Here is a 22,221-nt window from a genome sequence, read left to right as displayed (position 1 = left end):
GCGCCGCCGGTTGCTCCACGCCTTATGAAATTAATAACAAAGTGTCCGCTTTTCCTCTTGTGCGGCGGCGTGAGGAAAGCGTCACGGGCGTTAGTTTACGAGTAGATTGCTGCAATAAAAAGACCATTAGAGATAAAAGTCTTCTCACTTATCTAAGAGTGAGAAGACTTTTATAATTAACAGTGCAATCAGGGCGCATTTTATATATTCAACGCCCTGTTTTGGTTCGCAAAAGTAATATATTAAAAGTTGTTAATTTGTCATGTTAATCCGCATATACAGAAACGGGAATTGAATAGCCATCATCGAACTTTATGATGATAGCGCCAGCCCTGGAATCTGAACCGCCAAACTTCTGCGAATCGATGCTGATCTCTAACTCCTTGGTTCCATCCCCGGATATCATGCCGTTGGAAGGCGAGACTTTTATCCAGTCCGCGTGTTGATTAATCAGAATCTTAAAGTCCGTATCCGAACCGTTGTTGCTCAGTTTGATAGTCTTCGCGCCGGGAGACTGGGCGTCCAGTTCCACGCGGTAAGCGTCCGACGTAATCTTGATAGGACGCACGGGAATCATTTTCGTCACGCCATATTCGAAAGCGCCGATGTCTGGAGCGGCCCCTTGGAAGTCGTTGGAATAGTTGGCGATATAGGTTCCTTTATCAATAGCGGCGCTTTCTTCCAGTAAATTGAACTTGCCTGCAGGGGCGTCGCGGAAATGCGGCGTTTCATTAATCAGACCGTTGGCCTCGGCGCCGCCGTAAGCCTGAACAACGCCTGTCGCAGCCTGTGTGCTGTAGAGCAGGTCAAAGTCGAAATCGGACCCAGGCTCCTGCGCAATGTCGCGAATGCTGTACTGACGCTCTGACCATCCGGCGCTGCTGACCAACAGGTTGTTGCGGGTGACGGCGTTGAAAGCGCGGTCGCCGGAGTAACCTGTGCCATGCAGGCTGTTGGCTTTGGCGTAGACGGTGTTGTGGAACAGGTAGGTTGCGCCTTCTGGTTTGACCGTTAATCCGCCCGCTTTGAAGGCGGTCCAGGCCATGCCGCGCTCATCGCCGAGGTCATGAATCAGGTTGCCGGCGATAAAGCTGGGCCCGCGCATATTCGGGGCGATGCTGACGCCGTTATAACCGGCCTCAAGGCGGTTGCCGTAGAAACGCACATTGTGCTGTCCGCCATCCAGCTCAACCAGGTCGTCGTTGCTGAAGGCGAAATAGTTGCCGTAAATGTCGCTGTCACGGATGAAGCCGCCTTCGCGGGAGCCATTGGAGCGGCTTTCCACGACATCGTTGAAGCGATGCTTGTCGCCGCCGACAAAATCGTTATGGCGCAGTACGACCTGGCCGCGAAAAGCGGGGTCGGAATGCTTGGTGGAGACCAGATAAGCGTTGGGGCCAGAGGGGTGCCCGTGCTCCCAGGTGTTGGCGCCGGTTCTGGGGTCATGTACGTAGCTGCGCTCCACAACAACAACGCCGGTGGACTCCAGCCAGAATGCCGAGTCATAGTTGATTGGGTCTTCATCGCTGGGCTTTTCATAGGAAATGCCGTCGTTGACGGCGCCGGAAGTGCGCCCCCAGCCTGAAACGTCCAGGTTGCGAAAGCGCAGGTGGTGCGCCTTGAGACTGTGGATCGCGTGTAGTCTGCCGCCTTTGACTTTCAGGTTTTCAAACATGATATAGCTGGCGTCGCCGATTTTGATGGCGGTGTAATTGTCATAACCGCCGTCGATGACGGTTTGGCCGTCGCCGACAATCTTGGCCCAGCCTCCGGGCTCTCCGGAAATGCCCAGCTCTTCCAGATTGAGCATGCCGCCCTCGTATATATCGGCGATGGAATACACTTTATCCGGGTTAATCGGCGGATCGGTGGGCCAGGTCTTGAATTCCGCCTGAAAAGACTGAATAACGGCGTCGTTTTCCAGCAAGGAGACCTTCACTTCATATTCGGTGTTCTCCTCCAGGCCAATAATTCCACCCGCCAACGCGTCATCAGTGGAGTCCGCCACGAGAGAATAGGCGTTATGCCAGTTGCCGTTTCCTTTCTTACGGTAATAAACCTTGTTTTTCATGTTTTGCAGGTCGGTACTGCCGTCCAGAACCAAGCTGACGGATTCCAGCAAGGGCGTGGCGGTAATGGTTGCGTCCAGACCCGCGGAGGGTGGTTCAAGGTCGTCGATGACGACAGGAGGGACGGTTTCCTTGTCCGTCGATTCTTCCTGGAGTGGTGGCGATGCGCAGCTGGTGCAGATGGCTGCGATGTAAAATAATTTCAACAACATACTTATACCGCGAAAACGATGTGAATTTATCGTTTGACGGAAGGGGCTGTTTACTCGATGTCTCATGATCAAATATCCCTTTGTGCCGAAGACGGCGAACGTTGTCGCTCGCAGACTCCCTGGTAAATGTATAAAGCCGGGCTTTTATTCCCGGCTTTCACTGGCGGAACGATCAAACAGGAATCCGCTGACTCCTGACTTATCTGCAAAAACAGAACCTTCAGTCACTATAGGACGCCAAAACCTGATTTTCCACGTGACAACATTAACAAGGAGCTTAATGCGCGCTGCATCACGCCCGCCTTGCGAAGGGCGTGAACAGGCAGGCGCGAAGTTACAACGAATGAATCTCCGGCGCGGTTTCAAGTATGGCGTTTTTATTGCTTCGGTAATTACTATAAGCCATTGATACAAAGGCTTAAATTTCCCGCTTGGCATAGTCCTGGCCAGTAAGCCTAGGGTATAAGGATTGTTGAAACTTAAATTTATGTAAGAGAATCTATGCGCATTTTACTTCAGAGTCTCAAACCCGCCGCGTCAGCGCTGGATTTTCTAATGTTTCATTCGTTAATAGGTTTCATCCGGTCACTTTTTTATGCGAAATGAAACATTAGAAAATTATCGTTAATGCACTTAAAGTGTGCCCCATTCGACAAAACTGCATTCCGGTAAAGCATGAATTACGGAAACGAGAGAGCTGCATGAGTAAGGAAATATCCGCCGCTGACATCAGCGTTATTATTCCCATATACAACAGAGCCGATAAGCTGAGAGAAGCTCTTAACTGCATTTATCGACAAACCGTCCTGCCCGGAGAGATCGTAGTGGTGGATGACGGCTCGAAAGACGATCCGGAAGCGGTCGTAAAAGAGTTCAATGATCCGCGCATCAAGTTTAAGCGCCAGGAGAACGGCGGTCCCGGCGCGGCAAGAAATACCGCCATGGCGATGGCGACCGGTCGCATTCTGGCTTTTTTGGATTCGGATGATGACTGGCTTCCCGCCAAGCTGGAAATGCAGATTGCGAAGTGGAACGAGTTGGTGCGGGAAGGCAATGACTGCGTTATGTTGGATACATTCACGTCCTCTTCCTGTAACGGGGTTGTGAAGTGGCACAGAAAGATGGTTAAGAATGGCCCCAGCTTCGAGGGGCTGATTCTTGAGAACACCATCAACGGCACTTCCAGCGTCATTTGTGAGAAAGATCCCGTACTACAGGTAGGCGGATTCCCCGAGACATATCGCTTCGCTGAGGACCGTTTCGTGTGGTTGGCGCTGGCCCGCGCAGGGGGCTGTTACACTGTGCCTGAAATTCTGGTTATCAAAAATCATGAAGGCGATAACCTGACTGACGATATGGAGAAAAACCTGCAGCACAAGCTGGAATTCATTCGCCATGTTGAGCGAGAGTTCAAGCTGCCCAAGAAAGAAGTCGCCAAAATGAAGCTATGGATGTTTGCTGACTTTCTCATGGCGTATCGCCGCCGTGGTAACTATGCAAAGTCGGCGGAGATGGGCGGAAAGATGTGGGCCTGTGGTGATCTGCACCTGTTGGCCTCCCATCCTAAAGCATTAGCGGCTATGGCCTTGGTGATGGGGCGCCAGAAGTTACTGGCGATCACCGGCAAGAGGTAATTTGCATACTGCTCGCAGAGCGCGAGCAAATAAAAAGCCGTTCCGGTAACTCCGGAACGGCTTTTTTGTGTGCTGAGCGCGTCCCTTATGACTTCATCAGGAAGGCTTTCAGGTCTGCGAGCCAGGTTTTGTGCAACAGGGTGTACATCGCCAGATAAGTCACCATACCAATGGCGATGATATTGGCGGACAACAATGCAGGGTGCATCGAAGAGTAATAGGTGACGAAAGCGTACACCGCGCCAACCATACAGATGGCGGCGACAATGCTCTTGTATACCGTACGCAACCAGTCGCTGGGTTCTATTTGCAGCGCTTTCTTCAATCCAAACACTTTTGCTGGCGAGGCGATCAGCGTATGCACGATAAATGCGCAGGCGCCTGCTAGCGCCCCCATTTCAGCGCCCATCACGGCGGTAAAGACCAGCGCCGAACCTGCTGCGATCAGTTCAGAAGGCAGCGTCAGTTTGTTTTTGGCTACCGCCGTCAATGCAGTGGGTACATAGATAAGGGTGTTGCCTACCGCCGCCACCAGCGCCAGTATCTGAATCAAGGGCGCCGCTGGCCGCCATTCTTCACCGAACAATGTGGGGATCAGATACGGCGCCACCAAGGCCAGTCCCACGAACATCGGTAATACGATGAAGCAGGTGGTCAGGGTGGTGAAGCAGAACATTTTCTGCAGGTTGGGGATATCATGCTGATTTCTGGAAAACGCTGGTAGAGCGTAACTGAGCAAACCGCCGTAAATAGCGCTTCGGGGCATGTCTATCATACGGCGGGCGAGGCCATATACGCCTACCGCCGCTGGACCGGCGGTGACGCCGAGAATGATGGCGATCCCGCGGTTCATCGCATCCCAACTGGCCCCGCGTAGCGCCAGCGGCCAGCCTATGGACAATAGCTCCCCGAACACGGACATGCGAAATCGCGAGCCGATATGCAGCTCGCTGGAGCGCACCATGATCACCAGACTTACGAACGCCATGATGACGCTTTGGACGATGATGGCGAAACTGCCGTAGCCGGTCCAGGCGAGGGTCAAGCCGACAGCTGCGCCGATGAGCTTTCCGCCCATTGTACGTTTCGCCAGCGACTTGAATTTGCCTTTACGGCGTAGGTCCGCGACATAAATATGGCCGGTAGTCAGCAGGGGAATATGCAGCACGGAAATTAACATCAGCCATTGAAAGCGAACGTCGTCGGTGGCGAACAGGCTTCCAGTCATGACGGCGGCGGCAGTGATCAGACTCACCACTAATCCGCCCCAGAAGGCGGAGTCAAAGTGGGTGGCCTGAACATCATTCTGACGCACCAATGGGTCTTCCAGAAAAGCCACGTAAATAACGCCGATGCCCTGCCCAATGGAAAGGGCGAACAGCGCCAGTCCTAGCTCTCCGGGACCCAGCAGCTTGGCGTAGATGAAGAAAGTGAAAACGGAAATGAGTACGATGCTGAATTTCTCAACGAAAACCCACATCAACTTCCACGCCCGATGGTTTAACACACTATTGACTCCGTATTACACACTGACGAAAACGCCATTACACCAGCCAACAACGCACGTAGCGGTCGATTTTGTTGTAACAGTTATCCGATAACAGTACGGGCCTGCCCAATAGCAGAGCCAGTATCGCGCCGTGCAGACGGTCTGTATCGACCTGTCCGTAACTTTGATAAAAGTTCACGGCTTTATTGATCAACGCATTGCTGAAGCGCACCCATAGCGGCGATGTGAACAGATTAAGGTCGTGCTTGCGCTCCAATCCTGATACGCGATTGAAGAGGCGGAACTTCTTCATGTCCATGGACGTGTACAGGGAGTTCCAGTCGAAAGCGTCATCCGCTGTGTCGGCCCCGGATACGGACTCGCAGTCTTTGCGACGGAACAACAGGGTGCGCTCAGGCATCTGCTGCGGCCAAGTCCATTCATCAATCAGCATGGTGGCCATGTCTGGGGCCATAATCAGTTGCTCTGGAGCCAGCGCCTGCGACATGAAACTGAAAGACTCCTGGTCGCGCACATACATCTTGAGATTCTTGTGCTCCCGGTATAGAGCGCAATTTTGCAGGAACTGCTCCGGCTTATTGAAATGCACCGATTGAGGCATGATCAGGATGGGGTTGTTGGGGAAGTGCTTTATCACTTTTTCCCGCAGCGCCTGATGAATGCTGTAGATATCGCCGAAATTACCGCCGCCATGGAGCAACAGCACCCAATCCTCGGGAATGCGCGTACGGAAAAAACGATCTGCGTTGCTGGTGGAAAAGCTCATCTCCACTTGGGCGCCCAACTCTTCAAGTAATGTCAGTGTGCCTTTGTAGATCAGCAAATCACCCAGATTCAAGTGCAGCGGGTAATCCAGATAGACGACTTTTTTTCCTCGCAATTCAGGGCTGAAGGTTAACAGTAACTGCTCCTTCAGTTCACGCCAGCGCGCCCGGTTAGGTTGCATTGAGTTGATTCCAGTTGACTCCATCATTTGCCCCATTACTTGCTCTCCGCTGCTTGCTGACCCGGCGCCACGCCGGCTTTCTTGAATCGATGTCTGATACGGGCCCATCGGGACACGCCTTTATTCTGAGAACAGGAGGCGATATAGGCTTTGGAAGCGGGCGTAGAGGCGACGCCGGGCAGCTTCCAGGCGGCGATGGCCCGTGGAACCATGCCCAGGCCCTGCATGAAGCCGATAGTGGAGTCGAGCACCAGGCCCGCACGGAAGCCTTTGTACAGTGTAAGTAGTGTGCTTAGGCACAAGGATGCGAAAGAAGTTCTGAACTTAACATCCATATAGAAACGGTTGCGCACATGAAAACGCCAACGCGGCCCGTTCCAATTGACCCGCCGTTCCGCCGCGACCTTATGGCCGATCACGACTTCAGGCGAATAGCGTATTTTGTAGCCGCAGTTGATCAGTTTGCGCGATAACTCCGCTTCCTCCTGCAGGAAGAACAGTGAATCATCATAACCGCTCACCTGATCGAACACGCTACGGCGAATCATATGGCCCGCGCCGACGAAATGGGTTGTATAGAAAGGCTTGTCGCCCCATTCATGCGCGTTCTGGGTATAGCTCCAACTGCTCAGATCTTCGCAGTGAGTGCCGAAGCGCAAAATACGGAAACCGATGGCGGCGAGGTCTTTTTGTCGCTCCATTATTTCCACTGCATGGGCGATTTGATGCTCGTCGCTGAATTCTGCGTCATTGTCCAGCGCAACGATATAGTCGCCGTTGCCTTGAAACGCCGCCTGATTGCGCCCGCCTGGAACCCCCAGGTTGTTAACGTTGCAAACGAGGTCTACGTTTGGATATTGGCGGCAGAACGCGCGCAACTGGTTCAGGCTCTCTGGTTTGGAACCCTGATCCACAACGATTACGCGCAGCTCCACGCCGGTTTGCGTCAGTGCGCTGGCGATCGCGGCTTTGGTGTCTTCCAGCCGATCCCAGGATAGTATGGTTATGTCCACTGTCGTCATAAGTCGCCCAGCTCCATGGTGTGAGGTTGTCTAAAATGTTTAAGTGGAACAGCCTTTTGGCAGGCCTTCCGGATCTCAAATCGCTCTACGCTGTTTTGCTTTTGTTGGCATTGTTGCGTCATACCCGCTTTCAACCTGGCTGCGCCGAACGCCTCGTGCGTTTCGCCGTCAGGCTTTGCAACGCCGTGACGCCAATTCGTACGGCCATTTTCCAGTTACGTTTGCTGGTCAGGCCAGGCAGGCCGCTGTAAAAGGCGGACGCGGCTTCCTTCCAGCGCTGCTCTCGCAACCGACTTCGACATAGCGACAGATAGTAGTTGGCGTACCTTTCTTTAAGAGGCTCCATCGGCACTCCTAACTTTCTGGCGGTGGCCAAATGCTTGAACAGCACATTGATGGTGTCGGTGTAAAACAGGTCTGATTTCACGCTGGTGATATTGTCGCCATGATGCACGTAGGTGTAGGCGATGCCTTTTGAGCACCCGACTCGACCTTGTTCAGAGATGGTCATCCAAAGGTCATTATCTTCGGCGAACACCAGTTCACTATCGAATCCGCCGACGCGCTCCAGCAGGGACCTGCGCACCAGAACCGCCTGTGTAGCGGCGAAGCCCAGACCATACAGGGCTTGCAGAAAAGGACGCTGGCAATAGGTCCAGCCGTCTGGAAATTTCTGTTCGACGGCGTTAGCGAGTCGTTGGTTGACGTTATAAGCCTCGAAGAAGGAGGGGTGCTTCAACACACCATTCTCCATCACTTCATAGTCGCTGATCACCAGATCAAGGCTGACGCCCTGCGCGGCGCATTGCTCCAGTAGCGCGATCTGTCGCTCAAGCTTGGCCGGCGCCCAACGGTCGTCGGAGTCCAAAAACGCCACCCACTGTCCGCGCGCCAGTTTTAAGCCGCTGTTGCGGGCCAGGGAAGGGCGACCGGAGTTTTCCTGCAGGTGATAGCGCATGCGCAAATCCCCGGCGAAACCGTTGACGACCTCTGCAGAACGGTCTGTGGAGCCGTCGTCGACCACAATTAATTCAAAATCAGCGAAGGTTTGCGCCAGTACGCTCTCAATCGCCTGTGCAACCGTTTTTTCCCGGTTATAGACGGGCATAATGACAGAGACCAATGGCGCTTCTGCGATGGGGGCGGAGTTTCCTGTTGTCACGATAGTATTCCTGATTGCCGCCGTCGGCTCTTAAAACTGGTAACCAAAGTACTCAATCTCGTCTTTATATACCTGACTCACCAGCTCCCTGGTGGCGTCGTCGTAATACTGTCGATAGTCTTCTCCGTCGCCTTTGATTTTGTGCGGCAACTCAATGTGTTCAACACCCATGCGCTGACAGGCTTCCTTGAAGTCCGCCTCCAGGTTTTCAAAGCGGCCCACATAATCGAGAGTGATATCGCCGTTGGCGTCTTTGATCCAGTACGTCTGCGGGCGCAACATGCCTTTACCGGCGAAGGCGTGCATAAAGTCCTTGAACGACATGTCGCCTTCTATGCCGAATGTGCGTTTATGGGCGTCGTCGCGAATGACGTTCTTGTACATAGAGTAAGCCCGCGCCCAGGGATTGCGGACGAAAGTAAACTTGAAGTAGTTATCGTACTGTTCGTCTGAAACCGTAATTTTGTTCCTCGGGTTCATGTCGCTGCGACGCTGGTGCCTTACACTGCGTGCGATATCCAGCAGGCGCGACTTGGAAGTGAGCGCGCGCAGACTGAGTCGCGGTTTCGCCATCAGCCTGATTGATCTGTGGTCCTGGCCATTGCGTCCCTGGTATCCGTCAAGGTGCCCCAGCGCGCTTTCAATGCTGGTGCCGGCGCACTTGGGGATATGGATAAAAATGCATTTGAATTCATGTGAAACCATGGCTAACTCCATTCTGGCGTCAAATCAAAAACGCGTCTGCGCAAGCCTGCGCAGCTGTGGATGACGCGACTCATGCGCGCGCCTCCGCTGGGTTCGGCTGCACTTCGTACAGCGGAGTGGGCGAGAGTTCTCGCGAAAGTCCGTATTTGCCCGCCACAATGACGATGATCGAGAACATGAACATGTCGAAGCTGACGTGGTTGGGAATGATGAAACCGATATAGTTGACCGCCGCCTGAATCAGCAGAATGCTCGCCATCAATGCGAACACGGATGATTCCGGATGAAAGGTGAAGGCGCGCGCAATACGCCAGAAAGTCATCACAAAGGTGGCGATCAATATGCCCAGTCCCACGTAGCCTCCGTTGAGGCGAGTCTCAACATAGCCGCTGTGCGCGTTGCCGATAAAGCCCCAGACTTTGACGAAGGACTCTACATATACGCTGGCCCAGAATGCGCCGTATCCATAGCCCAAAGTGGGGCGGTCATCAAGACTTGGTCCCAGTAGCTCCCAGATTATGGTGCGGTTGGTCAGCGAAGGGTCGCGCCCCAGGGAGAGCAGGATCAGTTCATAAAAGTAATTGGCCAATACGGCCCCGATCAGTAGACCCACCGTCACCACTATCAGTCGGTTGAAAGTCTTCTGTGAATTGCCTATTACCCGGCTGCCGTTGAAGATCGTGGTCAGGCCCATGCCGCCGAAAACCATGGCCAGCGCGGTGGCGGAATTACTGAGGATGATCGCTACCACCAGGCCGCCGATCAAGATACGATCCTGCCTGCTTTCATGCATACGCAAGCCGTAAAAGGTCATGAGCGCGTAAACGTAGCAGCGCGCTCCTGCGTTTTTATCACTGAAAATTCCCAGCAGCGCGCCTTCTCTCAAGCCGCCCTGAATGAAGCCGTTCTGGGGGGAAATCACCGCGTATATTAACCCTGCGATGGCGGCGCACCCCAGAATCCTCGCGATAAGGCTAAGCAGGTATTCCGGCGTGTACTCCTGTAGCAGCGCGAGCGCCGCCACAAAGACGATCATCAGGCTGATGATTCGCCGCACAGACACGCTGGGTTCGACCGACCAAAGGATGGAAAGCCCGATATAACCAAGCAGTATCAACCAGTAAATATGGCGGGATACAAAAGTGCTCAGGGAGCGGTCGCGTAAGTGCAGCACAAAATAGCCGCCTATTCCCAGGATGCATAGTCCCACCAGCTGGCGCACCATGTTGCCGCTGGCGGATTCCGCGATCATTTCCGCGCCGCCGTGGCCGCTCCTGCCGCCTCCAGACACCAAACCGGTCAGAAACGACATAAAGCCTGAGTAATAAAACATAACCAGGCCGAGAAAAAAATCTCTTAACTGATTGCGCGTAATCGTCACAGGATACGCCCGTTTTCGCAGTTAACCGATGTCATCCGTACTCAATGCCCCCAAACAGTGACTGAACCGTTTAATATCGCACTGTAGGCTTGGGCGGACAGGGCGTCGCGATAACGGTCGGCCCGGTCTTTCAATTCAGCATTGTCGCTGGGGTGCTCCATACACTTGCGCAACGCCTGCGCCATCGCGTTGACGTCGTCAACGGGCACCAGCGGAGCCAGCCGCCCTTGGTCCAGAATCTCATCCGGCCCGGAAGGGCAATTGGTCGCCAGTACAGGAACGCCTGTGGCCATGGCTTCTACAAGCACGTTGGGGCTTCCTTCAAACCGCGAGGACAGCACGAACAGGTCTGCGGCCTTCATTTCCGCCAGGGGATTGGCGGCGTACCCTGGCAGATCGACTTTTTCCGTCAACTGCAGTTGGCTGACTAGTGCGCTCAACTCCTCACGTAACTCCCCTTCGCCAAAAATGACCAGTTTCAGGCTGGCGATATCTGAGACTTGCGCAAATGCGCGGATAAGCGTGTCGAATCCTTTCTGGTGACTGAGCCGTCCGACTGCGACCACAACACGCGAAGCGGAGTCCTGTATCCATGGGTGGCTGGCGGGCTCATCCATCATTGTAAGAACCTTGGCCGTCAATACAGGGTTGGGCGCGACGACGATGTCCTTGGGGCGCAGTGATTCAGTTTCTATCAGGTCGCGGGCGACGCCGCCGGATACCGCGATGATCGGATTTGGCAGGCGTCGATATATTTTCGGGGCCAGCCAGTAGGTGAGGCGCATCACAGCGCCGGTGTTCACCTTTTTATCCAATGAGTAGGTGTTGCGTTCGCTAACGACCAAGCGGCGCAACATGCCGGTCATGGCGCAGGCGAGGGCGGCAGCTACATTAACATGGGTCAGTGCGGATAAAATCCGGTCAGGACGCGCTTCCCGAAAATAAGCGGCTAACCTTGGCACGGAACTCAATGTGCGTGGAGAGTTCAGCTCCACCAGCTTCACAGCTGAAGACAGCTCCGCCTTGTTGACGCCCCCTGCGGTCAGAAGCACCATGGTCACAGAGGTGTTCTGCTCCGCCAGTGCGTTGGCGAGCCGCACCATCATTTTTTCAGCGCCGCCGCCCCGTAGATCATGCAGGACGATGGCTACGTTTTGGGGTTTCATGCCATCCGCTCTCCGAACAGCTTGATGTAAGCGTCGGCGGCGTCGGCGTAACGGTATTTACTCACCGCTTCCGCCTCTGGCGCGATGGGGGTTGTCAGGTTGTCGACAATCGCCTGCGCCAATGCGGCCGGGTTCTGGTTAGGCGCTAAGCCGCCGTAACGACCGTTGTCCAGTAATTCCCGAGGCCCCGTTTCGCAGTCGCTGGAAACCACTGGCACGCCAAGGGCGATGGCTTCCACCAACGCAGTCGGCAGGCCTTCATGGCGAGAAGACATGACAAAGAGTTTGGCGTGCTTGATGATCGCGTAGGGGTTGGGGGTGAAGCCATAGAAAATTACTTTGTCGGTCAGATCGAGATCAGCGGCTTGTTTTTCCAGCGCGGCGCGATCATCGCCGTCTCCTACAATAACCAGTTTAGGTAACGCTGGCTGTAGCGTCAGTGCTTGTTTGTAGGCATCCAGAAGCAAATCAAAGCCTTTTTGTTCGCATAGTCTGCCGACAGCACAGAGGTAATCGCCTTCGACCGGCGCGGACTCTTCCGCCAGGGTGAAGATGCGTTCATCAATAATCGGATTGGCCCGCGCTACGACTTTGTTACGGTTATAAGGCAGGAACGCCTTGATTTGGTGCGCGAGATCTTCGGAAACCGTCACGATGCGACTGCGAGTCAGAGCGTACATGCAATACAGCGCTTTGATGCTGCGCGGCGCCAGTTTCTGGTCCGAGACGTCAAAGGCGCAGTGACGGGTGAATAGTTTCATGACCCGTGGCAAAAACATGAGCGCGATCAAGCTGATCAGGTTGGCGGTCTCTTTTGATGAGATAACGACGCCAATGCGATTACTCTTCACATGACGGCGAAACCTCAAGAATTCGCCGATAAGTTTAAGTGGGCTCTTACGGCTTGGCTCCACCAGGGTGACGGGCCATTCCTGGCGCAATTGACTGATGTCTTCCTCTTTGGAAAAGAATACATAAAACTCGGGATCGTATCCCTGTGCTTTCAAACTGGTGGCCAGATTCGCGGATACACGCTCCACGCCGCCGCCTTTGGAGAACGTCTTCAGCAGAAACAGTACTTTCTTGCTTTCCGTATCTCTGTCGCCGCGGTAGCGGTTTTTATAGGCCAGATAAATCGTATGAGGGTTAGTGATCAAGTAACGCCAGAACAGTTTGCGTGGATTGAGGACCATACGGTGCACCCACTCCAGACCGTTGTTCTGCACCCATTCCGGCGCTCTTTTATAGTGTCCGGTCAAAAAGTTGTAGCAACCGCCGCAGCTGATCACTACCGGAACTTTCAATCTGTCTTTGTGGCGAATGCAGAATTCCTGCTCTTTGGGCTTGCCTAGACCAACCCAAAGTACATCTGCGCCTGACTGATTGATTTCCTCAACAATGTTTAGTTCGTCCGCCGCCGAAAAATAACCGTCGCGTACGCCCACGATCTCCGCATTGGCGTATGTATCGCTGTAGATTTTCGCCGCTTGCTCCACAACGTCCTTCAGGCCGCCCAAAAAGAAATGTTTCAGAGTAGGAGCGTAGTGAACGGGGATGTCGTGAATCATGTCAGTGGTAGCCGAGCGTTCTGCGATGGGACGTTCGGAAAACCAGCGCGACAAAGTCACCACACTTTGTCCGTCCGCATGCACCAGATCGACATTGTTCATTAGCTCAAGGTAGTCGGGGTCTGAGCCCGCCAGTGAAATCGCCTGCCCATTAGAAGAGAAAATCAAAAACGCCGACTGGTCCGGAGTATAGTTTTGGCAGATTTCCCCCACCAGCAACGCGAGCTGTTTGCGGTCGAGACAGCTGGTCCTGATTCCGCCGACGTTGGTGGTTGTGGCTTCGTTAAGCATTCTGACAGTCCCTTAAACTATTGAAATCAATATCTGGTGTTTGAGTTAATAAACAGTCGACTTCGTCAAGTGCGAGACGAGTCGCGCCGACGGGCCCTTTATACAGGGCTCCGTCGGCGAATACGGTTAGCGGGCGATGCTGAGGCCGCGACCGATGCCGTAGTAATCCAGGCCGTGTTTTTTCACAGTGTCAGGATCGTATAAATTTCTACCGTCGAAAATCACCGGGCTTCGCAATGTCTGCTTGATCATTGCAAAGTCCGCCGCGCGGAAAGATTTCCATTCCGTGCAGATAACCAGCGCGTCAGCGTCTTGCAGTGCGGACTCTTTGGTGCCCACCAGCGACAGGTCGTCGCGGGCGCCGTAAATACGCTGGGTCTCTTCCATGGCTTCAGGGTCATAAGCACGGACTTTCGCGCCAGCGCGCCAAAGGGCTTCCATTAGCACGCGGCTGGAGGCTTCACGCATATCATCGGTGTTAGGCTTGAAGGACAGTCCCCACAGCGCGACGGTTTTACCTTCCAGTTTGTGATCAAAATAGGCGCTGACTTTCTTGAACAACGTTTCTTTCTGGCGGTAGTTGACCGACTCCACTGCTTTCAGTAATTGCGCATCGAAATCAATGCTGTCTGCAGCGCGAACCATCGCTTGCACGTCTTTTGGGAAGCAGGAGCCGCCGTAGCCGCAGCCGGGGTAAATAAAGTGATAACCGATACGTGGGTCGGAACCGATGCCCTTGCGTACGTTCTCTATGTCCGCACCAAGCTTCTCCGCCAGATTGGCGATTTCATTCATAAAGCTGATTTTCGTCGCCAGCATGCAGTTGGCGGCGTATTTTGTCAGTTCCGCCGAGCGCACGTCCATAACAATCATACGATCATGATTGCGATTGAACGGCGCGTAGAGTTCACGCAGCTTTTCTACGGAACCCGGATTTTCGGAGCCGACAACGATGCGGTCAGGTTTCATGCAGTCAGTGACCGCTGCGCCTTCCTTCAGGAACTCTGGGTTGGAGGCGACGTCAAAATCGATGCTTTCGCCGCGCTCGCTCAATTTTGCGGCGATGGCTGCGCGAACTTTGTCCGCTGTGCCGACGGGAACGGTGCTTTTGTTAATGACCAGCTTTGGCTCCGTCATATAACTGGCGACAGTGGCGGCCACGCCTAGGACGTACTTAAGATCTGCGGAGCCGTCTTCATCCGGGGGCGTGCCCACGGCGATGAACTGAATTTCAGCATGCTCGACGCCCAGCTTGGCGTCAGTCGTAAATTTTAGCCGGCCCGCTTCAAAGTTAGCTTCTACAATAGGCGTCAGGCCGGGTTCGTAAATTGGAATGATCCCCTTTTTCAGGTTTTCGACTTTCGCCTCATCGACATCGACGCACATTACATCGTGTCCGACATCGGCAAGCACGGCCGCCTGAACAAGGCCTACATAACCGATTCCAAATACTGTTACTTTCAATTCTCATCTCCTTGAAGATTAATTCAGCAATTGGCTGTTTTTTGTATTCGGCGGCGCGCAAATAATATTCGACATTCCGCTTAAATGAAGACTTACAAAAAATACGCCAGATTTATTACAGGTTTTACTTACAGCATGAAATTGTTCATTAATCGCACCCCGGAATAGTGGAGACGGGGTTGTATAAGGTTGAGGCCGCCATAAAATTGCTTAAAGAATTTGAGATGTAAACTCTTTTTGCATCAAAATGGAGCCCAGGAGAATACATTCTGTCGCGACCGCTCCTCTTTGGGGCGGCGCGGGGCCCGTAGCCGCCGTAACCAAGCTGTTGCGCGCGAAGGTACATTAAATTCCTTTCATGAAATGAAATTGTCTTTCCGAAACATTATTGTGTTAAAAGCTGCCTTCACGGACGAATACAGATCCCTATTACAATACCAGAAGTAATGCCATGTTATTTATAGAACTTTTTGGCTAGTACAAAGGAAGTACTTGTGCGGGGTTTCGGTATTTTTATACGTATAGGAGTACATTCTTGCTGAATTTTATAAGGTTTCATCCGTATTAAACGATATAATGCGACCCACTCGCAGAAGTGGAACCTTATAAAATTTTTCATAATGAACTTAAGAATGGACATGTTTTAATGCGCGCTGCGCTTTTTCGTCGCAGGCATGCTTCCTGCTTAGTCATCTGACGGTCGAATGAAATGAACTATCATGTTTGTCTTAAGTGCTAACAATCTCAAGTAATGCTAAAGGACTATGAAGAATGACAGTTGGCGGTAGTACCAAATCTAAACTTCTTTTTAACTTTAACAAGCATATAAAAAAAACCGTTCGCGATCGGCGCGGCGAGCTTCGTGTTTTGGCTGCCTGCATCGCCGCTTTGAGCGGCTCTTCGGCGTGGGCCGCCGCGGAGCCTTTTTCTTTCTCGGCAGGGCCGGTCAATATTTACCCTCAGGTGAAAGTGGAAGAAAAGTATAACGATAATATTTACTTACAGAAGGACGACAAGAAGGAGTCCTTCGTCACTATCGTTTCCACCGGCGTGACGTTGGAAGCGCTGAAGGGCGATGACAGTTATTATCTGGGATACAAGATGAGCTCGGGCAGCTACGCCAGCGCTCATACTGACGATTATATCGATCACTTCGTTAACGGTAAGGCGTTCTGGACGCTGAACCACCGCAATACGCTGGAGCTGTTGGGGCGTTTTGAGGCGGGACACGAGGACCGGGGCACCGGCATCAAGCAGGGGCCGGACGTCGCTCCACTGGAAGATTTGATCGAGTATGACCGTTCCGCCGCTGCGCTGACGTACACCTTCGGCTCAAAGACTTCTGACGGACGCCTGACATTAAAGCTCGCTGGCGCTCAAACTGAGTATACCAACCAGCGTGACGAAACCCGTTTACGGGACCGCCGCACTCTTGAAACGGGCGCGGGTTTTTATTGGCGTGTAGCGAACAAGACAGGTCTGGTGTTGGATTTGTCGCGAACGCATACGGACTACATGAATGACCCGTCTCCCTCGGACGGCGCTGGCGGCAGCAAAGACAGTGATTATTATAAATTCCTGGCCGGGGTTTCATGGGCGGCGACAGATATCACCAAAGCCACGTTTAAGGTCGGCCGCGCGGAAAAACGCTTTGAAGACGAAAGCCGCGAAGACTTCTCCGGCGCCAGCTGGGAGGCTATTGTCGACTGGGCGCTGAAACCCTACTCAAAACTGCGTTTCACTGTAGAGCGCAGCGCTGAAGAATCCTATGGAAGAGGCGACTTCATTGATGCGAAGCAAATCGGCGCATCCTGGACACACAACTGGAACGATCGGGTTACGAGCAAGGTCGCATACAACTGGACCCGCGATGTGTACGAAAATGACCCAGAGTCTCGTAAGGATGATACTTCCGACGCGACGCTGGCGTTGGACTATGCGTTCAGGGAGTGGTTGAACGTCGGCGCGTCATGGAACTTTAAAGACCGTGATTCAACATTGGACAGCTATTCGCACACACGTAACTTGGCGACCATATACGTTAATGCAGGGTTTTAAAGTTAAATGCGGATAAAGTATCTTGTTCGTGTCGAAATTTATACAGGTGTGGTGTTTGGATGAATCATTACAGGAAGCATTGGGTAGCCATGGTCAGCGGTGTGTTTCTATCCGCTTTGATGCTGCTGGCTTCAATATTGATTCCGGCGCAACGGAGTTTTGCGCAAGAGGGGTTGTCTGAGTATACGCTTGGCTCTGGAGACTACGTGCGTGTTCAGGTGTATGGCGAAAGCGATTTGACGCTGGAAGCGCGGCTCAGCGATGCAGGTACGGTCTCTTATCCTTTTTTGGGCGAGATCAAGTTGCTTGGCTTGACGGTAAGTCAGCTGCAGGAGCTTATCGCGAGTGGTTTGAGGGATGGGTATTTGATCGATCCCAAAGTCAGCGTCACCATATTGGAGTACAGGAAGTTTTTTATTAATGGCGAAGTAAAAAATCCGGGCGGCTTTTCCTACCAGCCTGGATTGACCGTGCGTAAGGCGGCGTCATTGGCTGGCGGTTTCACCAACCGTGCGAACAAGAACAAGATATTTATCATCACTGAAAACGATCCGAATCAAACCCAGCGTCCCGCGGATCAGAGCACTCGCGTACATCCAGGGGACATTATTATTGTGGAAGAGAGTTTCTTTTAAATGGATAACTTAAGATCAACGCCGCCGCGACATCTGGCGGACACGCCCGGCGACAAAGAGATCATCGATCTTCGACGTTATTGGAACGCTATTCTTGAATACAAATGGGGTATCGTGTTTTTGGTCTTGCTGGCGGGAAGCGTCGGCTATGTGGCGCTCAAGTACATCAAGCCGATGTATCAGGCGACCACGACTGTGCTGATTGAAAACAACCAACCCAAAGTTATTAATATTCAGGATGTCTATGGCCTGAATAGCAACAATCAGGAATATCTGCAAACCCAATACGAGATTCTGCGTTCCCGCAGTCTGGCTGAAGAAGTGGTGACGCGGCTGGAGTTGGTCAACATGCCGGAGTTTGATCCATTTCGGCAAAAGGCTTTCAACTGGAAGGAATGGGTGCCGCTGGAGCAGATTGAATCTGTGTGGCCATTTGAGCCGGAGATGCTCGACTTTCTGCGTATCAATAAAAAGCCCCTGTCGGAAAAGGCTAAGTATGAGGCGGTTGTCGGCATTTTTATGTCGCGCTTGACGATTGATCCGGTGCGCAACACTCAGTTGGTCAAAGTGCGCTTCGACGCCAGAGACCCGAAATTGGCGGCGTTGATCTCCAATGCGACAGCGACCCAGTTTATTGAAAGCCACATGGCGGCGAAAATGGCGCTGACAGAGAAAGCGACCATGTGGCTGGGGGAGAGCCTGGAAGGGCTGCGTGAAAAGCTGCGTGAATCGGAGCAGCGTCTGCAGGAGTTCCGCGAAGCGGAAAAACTGGTAGATGTAAGAGGGGTTAAAACCCTGAACGCGGAAGAGTTGTCTAAGCTGACTGAGCGTAATGTTGAGGCGCGCCGCGTACGTATGGAGACCGCCAACGTTTATCAGCAGATGACTATCTTTGGCGAAACTCCGCCACCGGAATACCTGCTGGAGCTGCCGGCGATTCTGGAGAACCCTTTGGTGCGCTCCTTGAAGGAAAGGCAGGATGATGCGCAACGCAAAGTAGACGAGCTGAGCAAGCGTTACGGTGAGAAGCATCCGAAAATGATCTCCGCGATGGCGGAGCTGAAGTCAATTAAATCAGAATTGGAAACTCAATTGCAGCGCGCTGCGCGAGGCATTGAGTCCGCCTATAAGATTTCGGTGGAGAATGAGCGCTCTATCGCCAGGCAGCTTGACCAGGCGAAGAACAGTTTGCAAGGCGTAAACCGGAAAGAGTTCCAGTTGCGCGAACTGGAAAGAGAGGTCGAAACCAACCGCAAGCTTTACGATTTGTTTATGTCCCGTGCGAAGGAGACGCATGAAGCGACCGGTTTGCAAGCGGCTCACGCGCGAGTCATCGACTCGGCGATTCCTCCAGGCTCACCTTATAAGCCCAACAAGAAAACGATTTTCCTGATGCTGATCATGGCTGGTTTTGGGCTGGGAGTTGTTCGCGCATTTATTCGTGACGCAATGGACAACACCATTCGCAGCACTGCTGATATCGAGGAAAAATTCCGGTTGCCCGTACTTGGTCTGCTGCCTCTGGTGAAGAGTAAAAAATCTAAGGCGGCTTTTGAGGGCTTCCTGTCCTCGATGCACAGCCACTTTGCGGAGTCTATTCGTAGCTTGCGCACCAGTTTGATTCTGTCGCGTGTGGATCAGCCTTATAAGGTGATCTTGGTGACTTCCACAGTTCCAGGAGAAGGTAAGACCACGGTGGCCTTGAATCTGGCGGAAGCTCTGGGACAGACTGAAAAAGTGCTGCTTATCGACGGCGATATGCGCCGCTCTATGTTAGCCAAGTCCATTGGGTTGTCGCCGGACATGCCTGGATTGTCTGACCTGGTTGCCGGTACGGCGGAAGTGGAGCACTGCCTGCACCGTCTGAATGGCACCAAAGCCAGTGTGTTGACGGCGGGAACGCAGCCCAGCAATCCGCTGGAGATGATTTCCAGTAATCGTTTTCACTTGGTGTTGGCGGTGCTGAAGAAGCGTTATGACCGTATCATCATTGACTCGGGGCCCACGCAGGCAGTGAGCGATTCCTTGGTATTGTCTTCCTATTCAGATGCGGTGGTTTACATCATCAAATCTGAAGATACGCCAGCGCCGTTGGTGCAGAAAGGCATCAAGCGTCTTCGCGAAGTTAACGCCAACCTGGTCGGGGCGGTATTGAATCAGATTGATGTGGCGAAGCGTAAGAATCAGCATGAATACATTCATTACTCTTCCTACAACACATATCCACTCAAAGAAACCAGCGTAACCGCAGCGAAAACCAAGCGCCGGGTAGAGCCTACTGGAGTGTGACTTTGCATATTGTTGCAGCCTAATCACGAAGCCCGCAGTTTTGCGGGCTTTTTTGTGCGCCAACGAATGTTATTAACAGGGTAATGATATCGGCGTGATAATAATCAGGCGCATGGATGCGCCTGCGCGGCGACTGGCCGCGGGAGGCAGGGCCTGACATGTTCAGACTCTGTCGCCGCAAACAAATAGAAAGAAACTATTTGTCCGCCTGATTAATAAATCCCTTATCTACCTGTGATATTTCTTGTGGCGACAGCCGCCCTTCATCGTTCACTGTTAGATGATTCTTCTAATCGAAGCGGCTGAAAATGGCGTCCCTTTATTTTGTATAAAATGACAGTGCTTGTTTCTTTATGTCTTATCGCCGCACAGGCGCATCCTATTAACATGCCTATGTCATTGCCATGTTAATAATAGTGGCATGCTTATTTTGTTGAAACTACAAGGTTTTTGGTAGAAATGGGAAGGGGAGGGCGGCCTTTCCCTTGTGATGGGAAAGGCCTGGATTCGGTGCGGGCTCTCAGTAGGCTTTCTTGCCCACGAAACCTTTGAAGACGGTCATGAAGATAATCTTAAAGTCCATGCCCAGAGACCAGTGGCGAATGTACTCCAAGTCATACCAGATGCGGCCGGACATGTCTTTCATTTCCGCTGTTTCGCCGCGGAAACCGTTGACCTGCGCCAAGCCGGTAATGCCCGGTTTGACTTTGTGACGCAGCATGTAGCCTTTGATATGTTGGCGATAATATTCGTTGTGAGCTACGGCGTGAGGGCGTGGGCCGACAATAGACATGCTGCCGCCCAAGACGTTAAAGAATTGGGGTAACTCGTCTAGAGAGGTGCGGCGCAGGAAGCCGCCTATCTTGGTCAATCTGGAGTCATTTTTGGTGGCTTGCTGAATGTTGTCGCCGTCCTGACAGACTGTCATGGAGCGGAATTTCCAGACTTTGATAGGGCCGCCGCCGATCCCGTAACGCGTTTGCTTGAATAGCACCGGGCCTGGAGAAGTAAGCTTTACCGCCGCAGCGATAGCCAGCATGGGAATGGCCGTCACCAGAATAAAGAACAGGCCCAATGCGATATCCGTCATGCGCTTGGCGAACCCATGGTCCACCAGCGGCGAATCATAGACGCTGATGGCGGGGATGCCGCGGATAGTGGTCAGGCGTGAATACAGCAGGTTGAAGCTGAAGAAGTCAGGGATGACGTAGGCGGTGACAGTGGTGTCCGCAAGTCTGTCCATCATGTCTTTGATGCGACGCTCCGCGCACATGGGCAGAGTGATGTAGATGGTGTCCACCTTGCCGCTGTGGACATCTTCATAAAGCTTGTCAAACCCGCCGCAAAGCGCCTTTTCCTCGATGGTGACGCGGCGCGTCAAATCCGTCATATCTATGCGGTCGTCGTAAAAGCCGGCGATCTTATAGCCGAGCCAAGGCATATTGCTTAAAGAATCGTAGAGTCTGACGCCCAGTGTGGTTGCGCCGACAATGCCTACCCTTTTGGAGCTGACATTGCGTCTGCGGATGCTGAATAGTGCGATACGTCGTAATAGATGAAGGCTGACCAAGGTGGTTGGTACGGCGATCGCCCAATACGCAAGCGCTTCCAGATCGATGTTCGGCAACAGGCCCAGGATAGCGAAAGGCGATATCAGCACTAACGCGAACATCCAGGATCTAACGATATACCACGCAAGCTTACCGGTGGTGAGCCCGCGCATAAGATAGTAAATCTGGCTAATTTCCGCACAGAAGCCGAACGTAATAACGAACATGATGCTTAACCAGGAATAAGATTCATTCCAGGTCACGTCAAAAAGCGCTAACGTTCCCAGCAAGCAAAAGTGGATAGCGATGCTATCTATTGCGCGAAATAGAGCGAGAATTTTTGAATATTGCGGTCGAATGAGTGGCGACATGCCAGAGCTTAGCTCCGGTTCTGTCTTCGAACCGCTAAATTGAAAGATTCCCATGATCAGTAACTCCTCCTGGACGCCGGTGAAACAGGATTCCGGCCTGCTAGACTCTCTTTTAATAAAGGCATTTTTTGGGCCACAACATAAACTGCGCTTACTTATATATATGCGTATATTCCACAGTGCTATAA

General features: G+C 52.7%; 15 protein-coding genes. 4 read left to right on the top strand and 11 right to left on the bottom strand.

The window, feature by feature from the left end; translation table 11 throughout:
* Positions 1-265 precede the first annotated feature (265 nt).
* Positions 266-2,281 (bottom strand): BACON domain-containing protein, encoded by a 2,016-nt coding sequence (locus tag AC2IBB_RS23955; RefSeq protein ID WP_486329232.1) that lies wholly within the window; start codon positions 2,279-2,281, stop codon positions 266-268.
* 701 nt (positions 2,282-2,982) lie between these two features.
* Between AC2IBB_RS23955 and AC2IBB_RS23950 the strand changes: the two genes are divergently transcribed.
* Complete coding sequence (locus tag AC2IBB_RS23950) at positions 2,983-3,915, top strand: glycosyltransferase family 2 protein (protein WP_486329231.1); 933 nt, start codon at positions 2,983-2,985, stop codon at positions 3,913-3,915.
* 85 nt (positions 3,916-4,000) lie between these two features.
* Here AC2IBB_RS23950 and AC2IBB_RS23945 read toward each other — a convergent pair whose 3' ends face one another.
* From AC2IBB_RS23945 to AC2IBB_RS23905, 9 genes are all read right to left on the bottom strand, one after another.
* Positions 4,001-5,395, bottom strand: a complete 1,395-nt coding sequence (locus AC2IBB_RS23945; RefSeq protein ID WP_486329230.1) for an oligosaccharide flippase family protein — start codon at positions 5,393-5,395, stop codon at positions 4,001-4,003.
* Between the two features lie 64 nt (positions 5,396-5,459).
* Positions 5,460-6,371: a polysaccharide pyruvyl transferase family protein gene (locus AC2IBB_RS23940; protein ID WP_486329229.1), complete on the bottom strand. Its 912-nt coding sequence runs from the start codon at positions 6,369-6,371 to the stop codon at positions 5,460-5,462.
* A gap of 35 nt (positions 6,372-6,406) precedes the next feature.
* The gene (locus tag AC2IBB_RS23935) at positions 6,407-7,393 is read right to left on the bottom strand and encodes a glycosyltransferase family 2 protein (protein ID WP_486329228.1); all 987 of its coding nucleotides are present in this window, start codon (positions 7,391-7,393) and stop codon (positions 6,407-6,409) included.
* A 130-nt stretch (positions 7,394-7,523) separates the two neighbouring features.
* Positions 7,524-8,555, bottom strand: coding sequence for a glycosyltransferase family 2 protein (locus AC2IBB_RS23930; RefSeq protein WP_486329227.1), 1,032 nt, complete (start codon positions 8,553-8,555; stop codon positions 7,524-7,526).
* 30 nt (positions 8,556-8,585) lie between these two features.
* Positions 8,586-9,260, bottom strand: a complete 675-nt coding sequence (locus tag AC2IBB_RS23925) for a sulfotransferase family 2 domain-containing protein (RefSeq protein WP_486329226.1) — start codon at positions 9,258-9,260, stop codon at positions 8,586-8,588.
* A 70-nt stretch (positions 9,261-9,330) separates the two neighbouring features.
* Complete coding sequence (locus AC2IBB_RS23920; RefSeq protein WP_486329225.1) at positions 9,331-10,641, bottom strand: O-antigen ligase family protein; 1,311 nt, start codon at positions 10,639-10,641, stop codon at positions 9,331-9,333.
* 41 nt (positions 10,642-10,682) lie between these two features.
* On the bottom strand, positions 10,683-11,807 hold the full coding sequence (locus AC2IBB_RS23915; protein ID WP_486329224.1) for a glycosyltransferase: 1,125 nt from the start codon (positions 11,805-11,807) through the stop codon (positions 10,683-10,685).
* Positions 11,804-13,666, bottom strand: coding sequence for a WecB/TagA/CpsF family glycosyltransferase (locus AC2IBB_RS23910; protein WP_486329223.1), 1,863 nt, complete (start codon positions 13,664-13,666; stop codon positions 11,804-11,806). The genes AC2IBB_RS23915 and AC2IBB_RS23910 overlap by 4 nt, the downstream gene beginning before the upstream one ends.
* A gap of 126 nt (positions 13,667-13,792) precedes the next feature.
* Complete coding sequence (locus AC2IBB_RS23905) at positions 13,793-15,130, bottom strand: UDP-glucose dehydrogenase family protein (RefSeq protein ID WP_486329222.1); 1,338 nt, start codon at positions 15,128-15,130, stop codon at positions 13,793-13,795.
* 867 nt (positions 15,131-15,997) lie between these two features.
* Between AC2IBB_RS23905 and AC2IBB_RS23900 the strand changes: the two genes are divergently transcribed.
* The 3 genes from AC2IBB_RS23900 to AC2IBB_RS23890 are packed head-to-tail and all read left to right on the top strand — an operon-like array spanning position 15,998 to position 20,112.
* The gene (locus tag AC2IBB_RS23900) at positions 15,998-17,188 is read left to right on the top strand and encodes an outer membrane beta-barrel protein (protein WP_486329221.1); all 1,191 of its coding nucleotides are present in this window, start codon (positions 15,998-16,000) and stop codon (positions 17,186-17,188) included.
* A gap of 59 nt (positions 17,189-17,247) precedes the next feature.
* Positions 17,248-17,823 carry a polysaccharide biosynthesis/export family protein gene (locus AC2IBB_RS23895; protein WP_486329220.1) on the top strand — a complete coding sequence of 192 codons (576 nt, stop codon included), beginning with the start codon at positions 17,248-17,250 and terminating at the stop codon, positions 17,821-17,823.
* A complete protein-coding gene (locus AC2IBB_RS23890; protein ID WP_486329219.1) occupies positions 17,824-20,112 on the top strand; it encodes a GumC family protein in 2,289 nt (762 codons plus the stop codon).
* A gap of 520 nt (positions 20,113-20,632) precedes the next feature.
* Here the strand turns inward: AC2IBB_RS23890 and AC2IBB_RS23885 are convergent.
* Complete coding sequence (locus tag AC2IBB_RS23885; protein ID WP_486329218.1) at positions 20,633-22,087, bottom strand: undecaprenyl-phosphate glucose phosphotransferase; 1,455 nt, start codon at positions 22,085-22,087, stop codon at positions 20,633-20,635.
* Positions 22,088-22,221: the final 134 nt, after the last annotated feature.

It is taken from the genome of Hahella sp. NS-SX17 (assembly GCF_057367735.1).
Note: the sequence above shows the minus strand (reverse complement) of the source record. Positions and strands in the feature narration are given on the sequence as shown.